Below are 14,288 nucleotides of genomic sequence, written 5' to 3'. Positions count from 1 at the left end.
GGCCAGCTGCCGCAGGCCCTGCGCCGCAGCCTCACCTGGGACCAGGGCAAGGAGATGGCCGAGCACGCGCGCTTCACCATCGACACCGACGTCCAAGTCTATTTCTGCGACCCCCACAGCCCGTGGCAACGCGGCAGCAACGAGAACACCAACGGACTACTGCGCCAGTACTTCCCCAAGGGCCTGGACTTGAGCGGCCTGTCGCGCGCCCAACTCGACGCCGTCGCCCATCAACTCAACACCCGCCCCCGCCAGACACTCGACTGGCGTACCCCCGCAGAGGTATTCGCTCAAAGTGTTGCGATGACCGGCTGAAACCGCCGAGCGAAGGAGCGCTGCTGCCCGTCGGCGAGGGGGTACCGGCCGGTTTCTTCGGAGAAGAGGGTGATGGCCAGGTACGAATAGGTGGCCTGAACCCAGCCGTCGTCAGCTTGTTGTACACGCCTTGGGCGATGGTCTGGTGAAGCTGTTCGATGCCGGGCGTCACGTCTAGAGTCTGGGGTTGGCGAGCAAACGGCTCTTCGTGGTCGTGCCGATCGTCCCGTTAATCCGAAGCTTGCTGGCGCGAAGTATAGGATGGATGGGAGCCCTGTTTGTTGGAGTGGGTCATCGGTACAACGAGCCGTGGACGAGTTTGCTCTCTCGACGCCTGGAGCCAAGACTTCACTGACTCCCATGACTGACTTTGACAACCCAGGACGATGGCTCATCGCGCAGGCGGTCCGGATGCTGATGGCCGACTGGTCGTCACGTGATGAGCGGAGGCGTCCTTGGGGGACCTGGGTTCTGCTGTGGGGGGCTATCGAGAGTGATGAGGAACTTGAACGCCTCAGGATTGCTGTGCCGCTGCTAGGGGCTTGGTTCCTCAGCGACTCCTGTTTCGTTCGTCATGACGTGTGGCGCTATCTGCGCCACCGCTCCATGCAGCATTCTTCCTTGTACTCCCCACTGGCGACAAGGGTCGGAGTGCTTGAAGTCGCTCCGTATCGTCGCGAGCCTGCGGTGTACGCGGCAAGTCACTGCGGACCACGGGATGCGTACGGAGTGCGACTGGAGAGGGATTCATCCGGCCAGTTGACCGAGCATCGCATCTGGGTGGCGTGACCTTTCGCGGACTCCATCAGATCGCTGTTAGAACGCCGCCGCGCGGGTCTGGTAATGGACCTACCCCGCCAAATCAGGCACGACTCGGATTGGCTCACCCTCTTACGCGACAACTTCCCTGACACAGGGGGAAGGTGCTGTGTCCTGGTACGAAGACCAGCGTGCGAGGCCATTGCGGCAGCGTTGAAGCACCGTAAGCGTCCGCCCAACGACGTGCTGAGAGCCCGTACAGGCTCCCCGATTAGAATGGGGACTTCCGCAGGTCCGTGTTGTCTTCAATGAGCATCTGGAATCGCTCCAGCTCCTTGGGACGCTGCATGCCCACGCGAAGGTTGAAGTGGGGGCTGTCAGGAGGGCGGTACAGTCGTGCTGCGGCCCCCTCCCGCTCGAAGAGTAGGCTGTAGCGGGGATAGGGGAGCCGGGCGAAGCCCATCTTCTCGATGAGACGCGCGAGGTCCTCGGCGCTGGGAGTCGAGTGTCCCTCCCTACGTACATAGCTGGCTTGATGAGGGAGGGCGGGCAGGTGGACGTGCTCCACGGCCCAGAGGAAGAGCAGCTCCCGGATGCTGATGGCCTCCCGGTGCAGCTTCGTCTTCCATGCGTCAGCACCAAAGGGCATGCGCACGACCTGACAGTCTCCTTCTTCGGAAGGGGACTCCAGGTCGAGCCAGTAATGATGGGGGCCAGTGGGTCGGGGTCTCCGAAGATGAAGAGAAAACGCCTAGGGGGCATCTCTCCCTTGGGCACGACCCGATAGAGTTCGGCGACATCGAGGATGGGGTCGAAGGAGCGCACATGGGCCAGGAGCGGCCCTCCACGCAACCCGAAGACCTCGGCGAAGAGACGGTAGACGGCTGGGAGCGGACGACCGAAGACGTCCTCCAATTCATCCACGAGAAAGTCTGGGTAGCCTTCGATTTGACCGCTGGAGCCGGGAGCGTAGCGCCCGAGCAGTGCAAGTAGTTCATCCATGGTTCAGGCGCATTCCTTGCCGTTGTCTCACTGCATTTCGGGGGTCAGGACCTGGAATTTCCTGCAAGAAGGAACGGATTCTCCCCTGCTGAACGCCTGCTTGATCTTGCAGGGCTCCGCGTCGCCCTCATCTTGGCGCCTGTGCTCCACGCTCACGGTGAAGTTTCCCCGGTTCCGCAGCCCCGCCTCGCTGCCGTCTTTACCAGCCGCTCGTACTCCTGCGGCTCGTAGAACTCCAGGTGGTGGGGCCACCTCTAACAGTCCGAGGGTGGCGGACATCTGCTCGATATCTCGCACTCCTATACGAGGATCGAGTGCCTGAGGGCGGAGAACAGTTCCAAGAAGGGGAACGACCAAGTGCATGGGTGGCGATTGGTGACCCCGAACCTTGCCAGGGCGCCTGTTCGTCCTTTGCTTCCGCCTTGAGTGGCGGCAGCGGAGGGGGCGCTCGCCAGATGATTTCCCGGCGGTGGGCCTCTACACGCGCTAGGTACGCGCGCCTGGTTGCATCGTTTCGGTTCCCGTGGCCACGGTGCCACATCTGGATGGCCGCACCCTCGCTTCCGTAGCTGCGCGGTGGCGGTGCCCGGAAGCGCTCCTCGACCGTGGGCACCTGTCGTGCCACCCTTCCGGCCGCTCTCAATCCACCGCCCGTCGAGGTGCTCCCCATGCCGAAAACAATGTCGTTGTCCCAGGTAATGAAGCTGCTCGAGAGCCATGGTGACGAGAAGGTGCGCCAGCGCTACGTGCGCGACGGGGTGGTCGATAACGTCTTCGGTGTGCTGCTCGGCAAGATCCGTAGCCTGGCAGCGACGTTGGGGACGAACCACGGGCTCGGACTGGAACTGTGGGGGACCGGCAATCACGATGCGCGCATCCTCGCGTGCATGCTCCTCGACCCCGCGGCGCTCACTGAGAAGGAGGCACGCGGGCTCCTCGAGCCACTCTCGAACCCGAACCTGGTCGACGAACTCGTCGGTCGCGTGCTCGTGCATGCGCCCGTCGCCTCGAGGCTTCAGGAGAAGTGGATGGACGGCAGCAAGGAACTCCCTCGCCGCGCCGGATGGAAGCTTCTTGCCGGGCGCATTGCGCGCGGCCTTGAGAAGGAACTCGACGTAGGCGCGACGCTCGAGCGCATCGAGCGTGAGCTTCCGGATGCACCGTACCGGGTGAAGGAGGGCATCAACTTCTGCCTGGTCTGGATCGGCCTCCACCTGCCCGCGTACACCTCGGAGGCCATCGCTATCGGCGAGCGCCTCGGTCGCTGGGACCCGCGACCGATTCCGAAGGGATGCACTTCGAGCTACGCACCGGAGTGGATCGCCGCGGCGCTCGCGCTGCGGAAAGGTGAGAAGACCGAAGCCCGAAAAGCGATGGAGGCGGCCGCAAAGGCGAAGGCACCGCGCGGCGAAGGGAAGCCGGCAGTCGCGAAGGCGAAGGTCGCTTCGGCCAGGAAGAAGAGCGCCGCGAAGAAGCCCTCCGCCAGAACGCGGGCGCGCTGACGTCCCTGGCCGCCTTGCTTGAGGAGGGCGTTGTGGGGCGTGGCTGCACCAGGCTCGGCACCACGCCTGCTTCACCCGGAGCGCGGCGCTTGGGGATTGCGCCCCTCGGTGAAGAGGTCGGCATGGGCGGCGAGCGGCTCACCGCCCTCGGCGGCCCCCAGTGCTCGCGAAGGTGAGCCCGGTGGCCAGCGCGCTCACGCCCACGCGGCTTTTCGCCTGTGCGATGCGCAGTCGCGGCATCGCCAGCACGGTGGGCGTGGGCTTGGCGAAGTCCAGGAGCCCAGCTCCGCCTGGCCGCGCACGGTGCCCTCCTCGTTGAGCCACAACCCGAAGCGGCTCTGCTTCACCTGGAGGATGAAGCGCTCCTGGTCCGGCTTGTGATTGCCCGCCGCTACTACGGCCACAGGGGGCTGCTGGGAGAAGGACTCCACCGTGGCAGCACTTCCTGAGCAAGGCAGGTCAGCGGCACACGGGAGCGCGTCGCGGCGACTGCGCGATGGACGCGCTATCGTCGCGCCAATGATGAGCTCTCTCGACTTCACTTCCTGGCGTGGCCTCGCGGCGACGCTGGCCAGCCTCGTGCTGGTGTCGCTGGTCGTCGTCAGCATCCGACTGCTCGTGATGCAGACCGTGCAGCGCCGGCGCGAACGCGAGAACCGCCAGATCAACGAGCGGCTGAAGACGCTGATCTCCGCATACAAGACACTCGGCGGCTCATTCACCGGTGAGCTCGTCGTGGACCCGACCCATCTGCGCGACATGCGCCGTCGGCTCGCGGCAGGCGAGCCACTCGAACAGGAGCCCGACCAGGGCCTCGTGCTGGCGTCGTCGCTCGACCACCCGGCGCTCGAACGCCGTCGGCGCACGCGCGACGCGGTCGAGGCGGCGCTGTCGGATGTGATGCTGCTCGGCACCGAGGAGCAGGTGCGGCTCGCCGCGGAGGCTGCCGCGGACATGGTCGCCGGGCGCAAGGTCGGCACCGCGCGGCTGGTCGTATCGCTGCGCGATTTCATCCGCCGGGCGCTCGACCTCGAGCCCATCCCCCACGGACTCGCGATTCCCGACCAGGGCCCATTGCGTCCCAGCGGCGGAGGAGGGGGCAAGGGCGGCGACAAGGGGGGCGGAAGAGGGGGCGGCGGCGGAGGTGCCGGCGGTGGTGGCGCTGGAGGCGTCGGAATGGGCGGAGCAGGCGCCCATGCGGACACCGACGACACAGAAGACGGCCATCGCGTTTGAACCCGGAATCGAGTTTCAATTCTATCCGTAAGGCGTTTCTTCGTGCCGTCGGAACGGATAGGCGAGCTGACCCAGGTAGGTCTCTGGAGGCTGGAACTTCGTCGTTCCATACCGCGACGGCCAGTGCTCGGGCAGATGCGCGGTGCCGAAAATCGCATCAATGAAGGACAGGAAGACAGCGAAGTTCTTGTCGATGCCTTCCTCGTCAGACGTGTGGTGCCAGTGGTGGAATTCAGGCGTCGCGAACACCCAACGGAGATAGGGCCAGCGGTGGCTCACGTTGGCGTGGATGTAGACGGCGTGGAAGGACACGAAAACGAGGTAGCCATAGATGGCGGCTGGGCTGAAGCCCAGCAGGAACACCGGTATGAACCCCGCGAACCGGTTGACGAGCACGTCCACCAGGTGAGAACGCGAGCTGGCCAGCCAGTCCATCTGCTGACTGGAGTGGTGGATGGCGTGGAACTTCCACATCCACGGCACCTGGTGGAAGGCGCGGTGCACCCAGTAACTCACCAGGTCCACCACCAGGAGGACTTCGAAGAATTGCAGCCACACGGGCTGCGCGGCCACATGGGCCTGGAAGTCCATGCGCACCGCCCAGGAGAAGAAGACCTGCACCGGAATCATCACCGCGAAGGAGATGAGCTGTACGCCCACGTGGCTGACAAAGAAGTGCTTGAGGTCTGTCTGCCAGCCTTCGCGGAAGATGCGCTGCGGGTGGAGCCCCCACAGCCGCTCCATGGGGATGAACAGGAGCCCCAACACGAGGAGCTCCAGCGCGAAATAGTCCAGGCCCGCGCTCAGCGCCCGCGGCTGGTGGGTGAGTGGCTCCGCCTGGCTGCCGCCCAGCAGCATGGCCACCAGCGCGAGCAGCATGGCGATGCCGCCATGCGCCTTGGAGCGCAAGGTGAGCACGCTGAATGCGCCCAGCGCGAAGGTGGCGACGATGGCGGCCTGGAGGATGCCCCGGAACACGCCCAGGTGCTCCACGTAGAAGGCCCGGCCGTCGTTGGACACCAGCAAGTGGGGAAACAGAAAACAGAATTCGACGCACACGCACAGCACGCCCAGGAGGCCGCCGGTGACACCAGCGCGCTTGCCCAGGTTGATGCGCAGGGCAGGAGTCAAGGGGAGGTCCAAGAGGAGTCTTCCTGAGGGAGATTGCCTTGGGGCAAGCCTATTCCACTTCCTGTCCGAGGCCAGCATCGGCCTCGTTGGCTCCGGCGGTCGCCTGTACCTTCCACCCGAGGCCAGGCCCCATCACCTGCAACGCACCACTCCATCCAGACAGGAACGAATGTTCCAGGAGATGGCTGAATGTCGCGTGTCGCGCGCCACATCGCGTTGCTGATTCCGGGCGCCTGCAGTTAAAGCCCGCCATGTTCGCCGAGCGCATCGACATCGGGTCGGGGCCCGGCTCTGGCGACAGGGAGCGCACATGCGAGTCGCGGTAGTAGGGTGGACGAGTCTGTGGTGCATCGCGCTGTTCGCCTGTGGTGGTGCCTCCGGAAGCGCGGACAGCGCGGAGCGGGGCGAGGACACGGCCGTCCTCGCGGCTACCCGGACCTTGACGTGCACCAGTCTCCAGGTCGAAAGCGGCTCCATCGGCTCGGGGCAGACCGTCCAGGGGCTGCACACGCAGACGTTGTCGGGCACGCAGGACCGCTGGGCGGAGTACGTCGAGTTCTTCCCCGGCACCTCCGCCACGTGCACGTACGCGCTCCCCGCGGACGTGGGCGCCGCCGACGTCGTCGCCGCCGAGGTGGGCATCAACTATCGAGGGCCCCTCAAGTCGCAGATGCGCTGGCTGTTCGAGGCGTGGGACTACACGGCGGGCGCCTGGGTGCTGGTGGGCGACAACACCTTCGCGCAGTCCTGGAGGTGGACCGCCACGTCGCTCGCGCTGACGTCTCCCCAGCGCTTCGTCAGCGGAGGCCCGGTGCAGCTGCGCTACCGCACGACGTCCACGGCGGATGCGTCGCTGCTGGACCTGCTCGTGGTGCGCATCCAGGTCGCCGCATCGGACGCGGGGACTCCCACGGACGCGGGGACTCCCACGGACGCGGGCACCCCTGGCGACGCGGGCACCTCCTCCGACGCGGGAACGGGGACCGACGCCGGCACGCCCGTGTCGTGGGAGGGCGTCCAAAGCTTCACCTACCAGCTCACGAACTATCCCCAGGGGAAGCTCGACACCATTGCCGACTCGAAGTTCGACCTCGCCATCGTCGAGCTGTCGCGCGACGGCTCCGATGGCTGGTTCACCGCTGCCGAAATCAGCGCGCTCAAGGCCAAGGGCAAGCAGGTGCTCGCGTACTTCGAGATTGGCGCCATCGAGGAGTATCGCCCCGAGTGGCCCCAGGTGCCCGATGACTTGAAGCTCGGCCCCGTGGCCGGCTGGCCCGACGAACAGTACGTGAAGTACTGGGACGAGCGCTGGTGGCCCATCGTCCAGGGCCGCATCGACCAGGCGCTCGCCGCGGGCTTCACCGGGTGCTACCTGGACATGGTGGTGACGTATGAGGAGATTCCCGCGAACGCCGCGGGCACCAACCGCGCCGACCTCGCGCGGAAGATGGTGGCCCTCATCGCGCGCATCAACCAGTACGCCAAGGCACGCAACCCGGCCTTCAAGGTGATGCCCCAGAACTCCCCCGAGCTGGTGGATGACCCCGCCTACCTGCCCGCCATCGACGGACTGGGCATGGAGGACATGTACTGGTCCGACGACAACGCCTGCGACGAGGGCTGGTGCGAGGAGAACCGGACGAACGCCGCCCGGGTCCGCGCGGCTGGCAAGCTGGTGCTCTCCACCGACTACGCCATTCAAGCCGAGCACGTCGCGGACGCCTATACCCGCTCACGCGCGGCGGGCTTCGTCCCCTACGTCTCCGTGCGCGCGCTGGACCGGATGACGGTGAACGCGGGGTGGGATCCGCAGTAGCGGCTCAGGCCGTCCGGCGCTCCTCCGCGAGTGGGAGGGGCGCCGGTGGCGGCTGCGTCTTCACTGCTTGCGTGAGCCGTCCGCCCGCCAGCCCCGCGAGTTCCGTCCTGCTGACTCCATCGACGGCTCAGCTCCGGAACCGCTCCTGGATGTATGCCTGCATTCTCGCCCCTGACAGGTCTTGGGAGGAGGGACCCGCACGAACGTAGAAGCGCTCCACGTTGCCGTCCTTGACGAAGATGGGAGACCTCCCCGGCAGGCAATCCACGGCCAGCACGCGGCCCCCCTGGTAGTCATCGAACCGGGGATGGATGTACATCATGTGGCTGGTCCCCATGCGGTCCTTGATGAGTTCCACCAGGCGCAGGCTCATCTTGTCCTCGCTCTCGAACTTGTCGGGTCCGAGCCCCACCAGCGTGCCGTCATCAGCCACACCGATGAGCAGAGTACCCCCGCCCGTGTTGATGAAGGCCGCCAGTGTCTTCAACACGCTGAGCACCATCTTCGGGTCTTCCTGGCCCGTGTGCAGGTTCACGCGCAGGGTGGACTTGAACTCGACGCTGGAGGACTCCCCGCCCTTGATGAGCTCCCCGGTGCTCAGCACCGGTTCCGGCTTGGCGCCGTCCTTCCCCGCCAGTAGGGAGTAGGCGTCGCGAATCACCTTCGCCATCAGCTCCCTGCGCTGCTGGAGAAACTCGCGGTACTCCATGCGCTCCCACCCATCCGGCAGCGCATGCCAGTAGTGCATCCGCTCCAACTCCTTGGAGGAGAAGGGCTTGCGCAGGACCTGCACGTACTCCTCCGGTGCCCTCTTCGCGAGCTGCGCATTCTCCCCCCACTCCACCACCGTGAAATTGGCGATCTGGGACGTCTCCCGGGGATCTCCGATGCCCTGGCTCTCCAGGAGCCGCTTGGAGAAGAGGGGCTGGCGCTCCAGGGACGTGGTGCCGGACTGGGCCACCACCGCGTCCATCCACTCGCTGACCTTTTGTCTCGAGAAGAGCACCTCTGCGGCATGGAGGTTCAAGGATGCGAAGTAGGCGAACATCGACGGACTGCGCGCTGCCGAGGTGGCGAGGTCCGTCGGCAGGGTGATGGTCCAGTAGTCACTCGTCAGCGTGGCATTGCAGGTGGCCGCCAGCACGGCAACAAACGCGTCCGAGTCTTTCACTTGGCGCAGCCGGGCCAGGTCGAACTCCATCGCTGACTCTGGCGAGCCGGAGTACCGCCCCGTCAGCGCGCTCATGAAGAACCACTGTGCTATCGAGCGCCGCAGCCGCTCCTCTTCGACGCCGTACTCCGTCTTCCCGAGCAGGTACAGGGTGTAGGCGAAGAGCAGGGCATTCTCGGAGCTGATCATCCCCTTGTTGAGGAAGCCCGCCTGCTGGATGGCGCGCAGGAAACCATGCCAGTGCTCCAGGCTCAGGACCTGGGCCTGGGCCTGCCGCAGCACCTGGAACTGGGCGTCACGGCGCTCCGCGCTGATCTCTCCCGTCTCCAGGTCCTTGCCCCGCAGGATGGAGTACACATGCTTCAGCCGGGCGCGCCGGAAGCCGAGCCCCACGCTGGCGCGCAGCAGTTGGTCGGGGTCCGGCTGGATGTATGGGTTGAACGGCGAGGGCTTGCCCGCGGTCTGCGTTCGGGCCTCGCGGCAGAACGTCTCCAATTGGCTACGGCCCTCATCCCAGAAGACGGACATCAAAGTCAGGATGAAGTCCGCCTGGTTGAGCTTCTTTCCCTCGCTGTTGATGCGGACGAACACCTCGGAGACCTGCTCCTCGTCGAGGCTCGAGGACAACTCCAGCGTGGTGAAAGGGAAGCTCAGCAGGTTCTGCAGCTTGGAGAAGGTACTGCCAATCTGTCTCCGCTCCTGCGCCGTCACCTCCCGTACCGTCGCGAGGTCCTTCAGGTAGGTCTCGACCAGTTCGAAGAAGTCGGTCGACTTGTCCCAGAGGATGGAGATGTTGGGGATGAATGCCTTGTCCTGGCGGATGGCCGCATCCGCCACCTCGAACTTCTCCACCAATGGGTTGAAGGCAATCTCGATCTTCTCCGGCTTGTAGTTCTCCCGCACCACCGGGACGCCCTTCACCACGGCGTAGAGCGAGGTCAGTCGCTGCTGCCCATCCACGATGAGCAAGCGGGGAACCTTCTGCTTCTCGTCGGTGCCAATGGCCTTGCTTCCCGCCGCCTCGTTCTCCCAGAACAGGAGGTGGCCTACGGGATAGCCCCGGTACATGGAGTCGAACAGGTTGCGAACCTTGGCGTTCTTCCACACGAAGGGACGCTGGATGTCCGGAAGCCCGATTCTACCCAGTGCAATCGACTCCATGAGACTGCCCAGGGTGTTGTCAACCTTGGTGAAGACGGTCCTGCTCACTTGCCCCCCTCTGTGATCGACCTGCTGAGGATCGTGGTGTCTCTTAGTTTCGCCAAGCTGCCCAGCGAAGTATAGGACGGATGACAGGGCGATTGAGGGGGCGGTGTGGGCTGACGAGACGCCGCCGCACGTACTGGACGTGAAGAAGGCGAAGCTGGGTTACTCCCATTCCAGCCATGGGCCCGCTTCAGGAGCTCTTCACCCTCAGGCCCAGCTCCTTGATGCGCCTGTTGAGCGCCACGCTGATGAAGGGCTCGAGCGGCTGGCGGTCTTCCAGGAGAACGCTCGTCCCCTGGACCCTCCATGCGCCTCGTACTTCTGGGAGGTTCGGACTCTCGGAAAGGGAGCTCAGCTCTCGCTCCAGTGGCCCCGCCTCGACCTCCAAGTGGCGGGCCTCATTGGCGTCGCGGGCTCGGGCGAGACGACGTCGACGAGCAACATCAAGGACGCGAAGGACGAGTGAGAAGCGTCGATGGTTGGAGTGGTGATGAGCGACTTCTGCGCACCGGTCCATGCTTGGGCCGTGCTCGTCGGTAGTGGGCCCGAGCCTCTTCCTCCACTGCGCTCATCGTTCCTGCCTGGGTCGACCCGCACATTGAACTGCTGAGTACGAACTGCCTCCCGAACAGGCCCTGACCTGTACACGATGCGGGTGTGTGATGGGGTTGGTTGGCTCACCAGGCATGGTGGGGGGCAGGGGCGCGAACGCGTCTCCGACGCTTCTCCAGGCCGCGCGCACGCGAGCGCTGGGATGCCCTGCCCGAGCTGCTGTCGGAGCGAGGATGGGGATTTGTGTGATTGCTTTCAATTCTCGATTTGCAGCTTTATGTCTGGTTTGGCTTCATTGTAGGGTGGCGGGCGTGGACAGGACGCGTCCACATGGCAACGCCCTCCTCAGGCGTTTCAATTTCCAAGGAAGAGAGAACAGCAATGAAGAAGCTGCTCCTGGGGTTCATGCTGGCCGTGGTTCCTGCCGTGGGCTGTGGTGTGGGCGCGGAGGATGCGCCGACGGACACTGTGGAGACGGTGACGACCGAGTCCGGTGAGAGCATCAACCTCGACTACAGCCCCCTGACCTCGGAAGAGGAGCCGCTGGCGTCGATGGGTGACGCGGACGGTGAGGTCTCCGCGATGGGCCCGAACTGTTGGGTCACGCTCCTGTACTGCAAGGACCCTCGCTACAATGGCTGGGCGACCTGTAAGCAGAACGGCAAGTGCACAACCAAGCAGTTCGTCGACAACTGCCTCGCGCTCTACAAGAAGACCTGCTAGGCCTTTTCGGAGCCGCGAGCGCGGTGTGAAGAGCCCGGCACCCGCGAGGGGTTGTCGGGCTTTTCCATTTTCGAGGGGCAGGGTGGTGCAAGGGGTTGAATAGGCCGCTGGAGGGGGGCGCCTGGCGCGACGGCGCATGCCCTGACCCTCTGTCTCTTGACCATTATTACCATCCAGTAATAACACCGCCTCCATGGACGCGGATGAAGGGCTCGTGGCCCTTGGGTTCACGGAGGTGGAGGCGCGGGTGTACTGCGAGCTGCTCAAGGGGGCGCCCGCCACCGGCTACCGGCTCGCGCAGGCACTGGGGAAGGCGCCTCCGAGCATCTACCAGGCGCTCGCCTCGCTCGAGCACAAGGGGGCGGTGCTCGTCGATGAGGGGGAGCCCCGCTCCTTCCGGCCCGTTCCTCCGGACGAAGTGCTCACGGCGCTCCAGCGTGGCTTCGAGACGCGCAGGCGCGAGGCCGCGGACGCGCTGCGCAAGCTCCACGCCCCGGTGCAAGACGACCGCATCTACCACCTCAAGAGCCACGCACAGGTGATGGAGCGCGCGCGGGCGATGATTGCCGGCGCCACCGAGCGACTGCTCTTCGACCTCTTCCCGCCGCCCCTCGCGACGCTCACTCCGGCGCTCACGGAAGCGAGCGTCAGGCGCGTGTCCATCGTGGGCCTTGTCTATGACCAACCCCCCAAGGCTCCCTTCGCCTGCGTGCGCTCGTCCAGCGCGGACTTCGTTCGGGAGCGCTGGCCGGGGGCGCAACTCACGCTCGTGGTGGACGCCCGCGAGTTCCTGGTGGCGCTGCTCACGCCGGATGGCACCGGCGTCAAGCAGGCCATCTGGAGTGACAGCGTCTATCTCTCCTGTCTGCAACACAGTGGGCTGGCCGCGGAGATCCAGTTGAGCGCTCCTCCGTCCGCGCGCACGCGGCTGGCGCGGTCCTTCTCCCTCATCAACTCGAGCCCTCCGGGGCTGCGCCAGCTCGTCGGGCGACAGCCCCGTTCCTCTTCCAAGCGCGGAGACACCCCATGAGAGCCCTCATCGCGGTTCTGCTGACCCTGCCCGTCCTGTTTGGCCCCTCTGAAGCCTGGGCAGAGGCGCTGCAGCCGCTCCTCGCGCGTCACCTCGCGTGGCGTGGCGGGGACGCCTTCACGCAGTTGGAGAGTATCCACGCGAAAGGGAAGTCCGTGACAGGCGGGCTCCAGGGTCGGATGGAGTCCTGGAGCCACCGGGACGGGAGGGCACGCCGGGATGAGGACTACGGAGTGATGCGTCAGTCGATGACCATCACCCCAGATGGTGGCTGGAAGCTGAACGCCAGCGGACAGGTCGAAGATGCCTCGTCCACGGACGCGCGCGATGTCCGGCACCAGGTGGCGCTCGACTTCGGGGCGGCGCTGCGGGGGCGCGCCGGCGCGACGCTCGCGCTGCAACCCGACGCGCAGCGCGACGGCCGCTCCTGGAAGGTGGTGCGCGTCACCTTTGGCGATGAAGACCTCTACGACTTGTTCCTCAGTGAGGCCGACGGAGCCCTCCACGGCCTGCGCATCCGCGAGAACAACGTCACCCGTTTCGTGCGACTGGGAGACTGGCGTCAGGTCCAGGGCGTGCGAATCCCCTTCCTGGAGGAGGTGTTCACCGACAACCCGGACTCCGACTCACGAACGGTGGTGGAGGCGCTGGAGCTGAACGTCCCCATTCCGTCCGCGGTCTTCGAACGCCCCCAGGATGTCCGCAAGGCGATCTTCGCGAAAGGTCACCACAGCACCGGCTTCATCCCCTTCGAATTCTTCGACGAGAACCGCGTCTACATTCCAGCGCGGGTGAATGGTCATGCGACGCAGGTGCTCCTGGACAGCGGCGCCGAGATGACGGTGGTCGACACGGCCTATGCGCGTGAACTGGGGCTGAAGACGCAGGGGCAGCTCGCGGCGGTCGGCAGCGGAGGACATGCACAGGCCCAGCTCGCGGGCGGCGTGGACATCACCTTGGGCAACCTGCGACTGACGGGGCTGACGGTCGCCGTCATCGACCTGTCCGAGGTCGCACGGATGATAGGTCACCCGCTGCCCGTCGTCCTGGGCAAGGAGTCCTTCAACCAGCTCGTCGTGGACGTGGACTTCCCCAACCGGCGTGTCGCCTTCCATGAGGCGTCCCGCTTCAAGGCTCCGCCGCGAGCGGTTCGGCTCCCGCTGGTCGAATCCGCGGGCGGGCAGCGCGCCGTCCACATCTCCATTGAGGGCCGTCCCCCCATCCCAGTGCTCTTCGACGTGGGCAATGGCGGAGCACTCTCGCTCTTCCCCGCCTACTGGCAGCAAGCGGGGCTTCTCACGGGAAGGCGCAGCTCCAGGACGCTGTCCGGAGCCGTGGGCGGACTCCGGGAGCGCGATGTGGCGACGCTGAAGGACATTCAACTCGCGGGCATCACCCTGAAAGACGTGCCCACGGTGTTCGACGACGCGGGCAAGAGTATCTCCGCCTCGGACCGGCTCCTCGGCAACTTGGGGCTCGCCGTCCTCGGCCGCTTCCGGATGATAACTGACTATGCGACGGACACGCTGATGCTGGTCCCCGATGCCCGCGCGCTGCGGCAGCCCTTCCGCAAGGACCGGTCCGGCCTGATTGCCCTCCCGGCGGAGGGGCGGCTCGTGGTGAAGCTGGTGGCCCCTGGGAGCCCCGCCGCCGGCTCGGGCTGGAAGGTGGGGGACGAAATCACTGCCATTGATGGCAAGCCCATTGGCCCCGATTACGCGGGCACGGAACTCGCGCGTTGGCGATATCGCGCAGCAGGTCAGACGGTGGTGCTCACTTTGAAAGACGGCAGCGAGCGCCGGCTCACCCTACGCGACTACTACTGAGCCGCAGTCGAGCACGTCA

At 65.6% G+C, this 14,288-nt stretch carries 12 protein-coding genes; 8 read left to right on the top strand and 4 right to left on the bottom strand.

Going from position 1 to position 14,288, the window contains the following annotated elements:
* Positions 1–315 (top strand): IS30 family transposase (locus tag BLU09_RS30235; RefSeq protein WP_143043224.1); only part of this gene is annotated, 315 nt, incomplete at its 5' end.
* A gap of 1,030 nt (positions 316–1,345) precedes the next feature.
* On the opposite strand, the gene BLU09_RS30230 is transcribed toward BLU09_RS30235, so the two are convergent.
* Positions 1,346–1,723 (bottom strand): hypothetical protein, encoded by a 378-nt coding sequence (locus BLU09_RS30230; RefSeq protein WP_090493610.1) that lies wholly within the window; start codon positions 1,721–1,723, stop codon positions 1,346–1,348.
* 1,051 nt (positions 1,724–2,774) lie between these two features.
* Here BLU09_RS30230 and BLU09_RS30220 point away from each other — a divergent pair.
* A complete protein-coding gene (locus BLU09_RS30220; RefSeq protein WP_244172142.1) occupies positions 2,775–3,578 on the top strand; it encodes a DNA alkylation repair protein in 804 nt (267 codons plus the stop codon).
* A gap of 194 nt (positions 3,579–3,772) precedes the next feature.
* Here BLU09_RS30220 and BLU09_RS38935 read toward each other — a convergent pair whose 3' ends face one another.
* A complete protein-coding gene (locus tag BLU09_RS38935; protein ID WP_167371179.1) occupies positions 3,773–4,009 on the bottom strand; it encodes a hypothetical protein in 237 nt (78 codons plus the stop codon).
* Between the two features lie 88 nt (positions 4,010–4,097).
* Here BLU09_RS38935 and BLU09_RS39080 point away from each other — a divergent pair, with 88 nt between their 5' ends.
* Positions 4,098–4,814 carry a hypothetical protein gene (locus BLU09_RS39080; protein ID WP_090493586.1) on the top strand — a complete coding sequence of 239 codons (717 nt, stop codon included), beginning with the start codon at positions 4,098–4,100 and terminating at the stop codon, positions 4,812–4,814.
* A gap of 21 nt (positions 4,815–4,835) precedes the next feature.
* On the opposite strand, the gene BLU09_RS30210 is transcribed toward BLU09_RS39080, so the two are convergent.
* Positions 4,836–5,957 carry a sterol desaturase family protein gene (locus BLU09_RS30210; RefSeq protein ID WP_244172141.1) on the bottom strand — a complete coding sequence of 374 codons (1,122 nt, stop codon included), beginning with the start codon at positions 5,955–5,957 and terminating at the stop codon, positions 4,836–4,838.
* Between the two features lie 298 nt (positions 5,958–6,255).
* On the opposite strand from BLU09_RS30210, the gene BLU09_RS30205 reads away from it, so the two are divergent.
* Entirely contained in the window at positions 6,256–7,761 is a 1,506-nt protein-coding gene (locus tag BLU09_RS30205; RefSeq protein WP_090493582.1) for an endo alpha-1,4 polygalactosaminidase, read from the top strand.
* Between the two features lie 127 nt (positions 7,762–7,888).
* Here the strand turns inward: BLU09_RS30205 and BLU09_RS30200 are convergent, their stop codons facing one another.
* Positions 7,889–10,141, bottom strand: coding sequence for a GmrSD restriction endonuclease domain-containing protein (locus tag BLU09_RS30200; RefSeq protein WP_090493580.1), 2,253 nt, complete (start codon positions 10,139–10,141; stop codon positions 7,889–7,891).
* 103 nt (positions 10,142–10,244) lie between these two features.
* Between BLU09_RS30200 and BLU09_RS30195 the strand changes: the two genes are divergently transcribed.
* The 4 genes from BLU09_RS30195 (at position 10,245) to BLU09_RS30180 (ending at position 14,269) form a co-directional block, all read left to right on the top strand.
* Positions 10,245–10,604, top strand: coding sequence for a hypothetical protein (locus tag BLU09_RS30195; protein WP_090493578.1), 360 nt, complete (start codon positions 10,245–10,247; stop codon positions 10,602–10,604).
* A gap of 467 nt (positions 10,605–11,071) precedes the next feature.
* Positions 11,072–11,413: a hypothetical protein gene (locus BLU09_RS30190; protein ID WP_090493576.1), complete on the top strand. Its 342-nt coding sequence runs from the start codon at positions 11,072–11,074 to the stop codon at positions 11,411–11,413.
* A 214-nt stretch (positions 11,414–11,627) separates the two neighbouring features.
* On the top strand, positions 11,628–12,443 hold the full coding sequence (locus BLU09_RS30185; protein WP_244172140.1) for a TrmB family transcriptional regulator: 816 nt from the start codon (positions 11,628–11,630) through the stop codon (positions 12,441–12,443).
* Positions 12,440–14,269: an aspartyl protease family protein gene (locus BLU09_RS30180; protein ID WP_090493572.1), complete on the top strand. Its 1,830-nt coding sequence runs from the start codon at positions 12,440–12,442 to the stop codon at positions 14,267–14,269. Before BLU09_RS30185 ends, BLU09_RS30180 begins: the two co-directional genes overlap by 4 nt.
* Positions 14,270–14,288: the final 19 nt, after the last annotated feature.

The organism is Myxococcus virescens (assembly GCF_900101905.1).
In the GTDB taxonomy this organism is placed as follows: Bacteria; Myxococcota; Myxococcia; order Myxococcales; family Myxococcaceae; genus Myxococcus; species Myxococcus virescens.
This window is presented reverse-complemented; position numbering and strand designations above follow the sequence as displayed.

Coding starts and splice junctions, on each gene's coding strand:
- BLU09_RS30230 (WP_090493610.1), bottom strand. CDS start 1,723: ATGCCCTTTGGTGCTGACGCATGGAAGACGAAGCTGCACCGGGAGGCC.
- BLU09_RS30220 (WP_244172142.1), top strand. CDS start 2,775: ATGAAGCTGCTCGAGAGCCATGGTGACGAGAAGGTGCGCCAGCGCTAC.
- BLU09_RS39080 (WP_090493586.1), top strand. CDS start 4,098: ATGATGAGCTCTCTCGACTTCACTTCCTGGCGTGGCCTCGCGGCGACG.
- BLU09_RS30205 (WP_090493582.1), top strand. CDS start 6,256: ATGCGAGTCGCGGTAGTAGGGTGGACGAGTCTGTGGTGCATCGCGCTG.
- BLU09_RS30190 (WP_090493576.1), top strand. CDS start 11,072: ATGAAGAAGCTGCTCCTGGGGTTCATGCTGGCCGTGGTTCCTGCCGTG.
- BLU09_RS30180 (WP_090493572.1), top strand. CDS start 12,440: ATGAGAGCCCTCATCGCGGTTCTGCTGACCCTGCCCGTCCTGTTTGGC.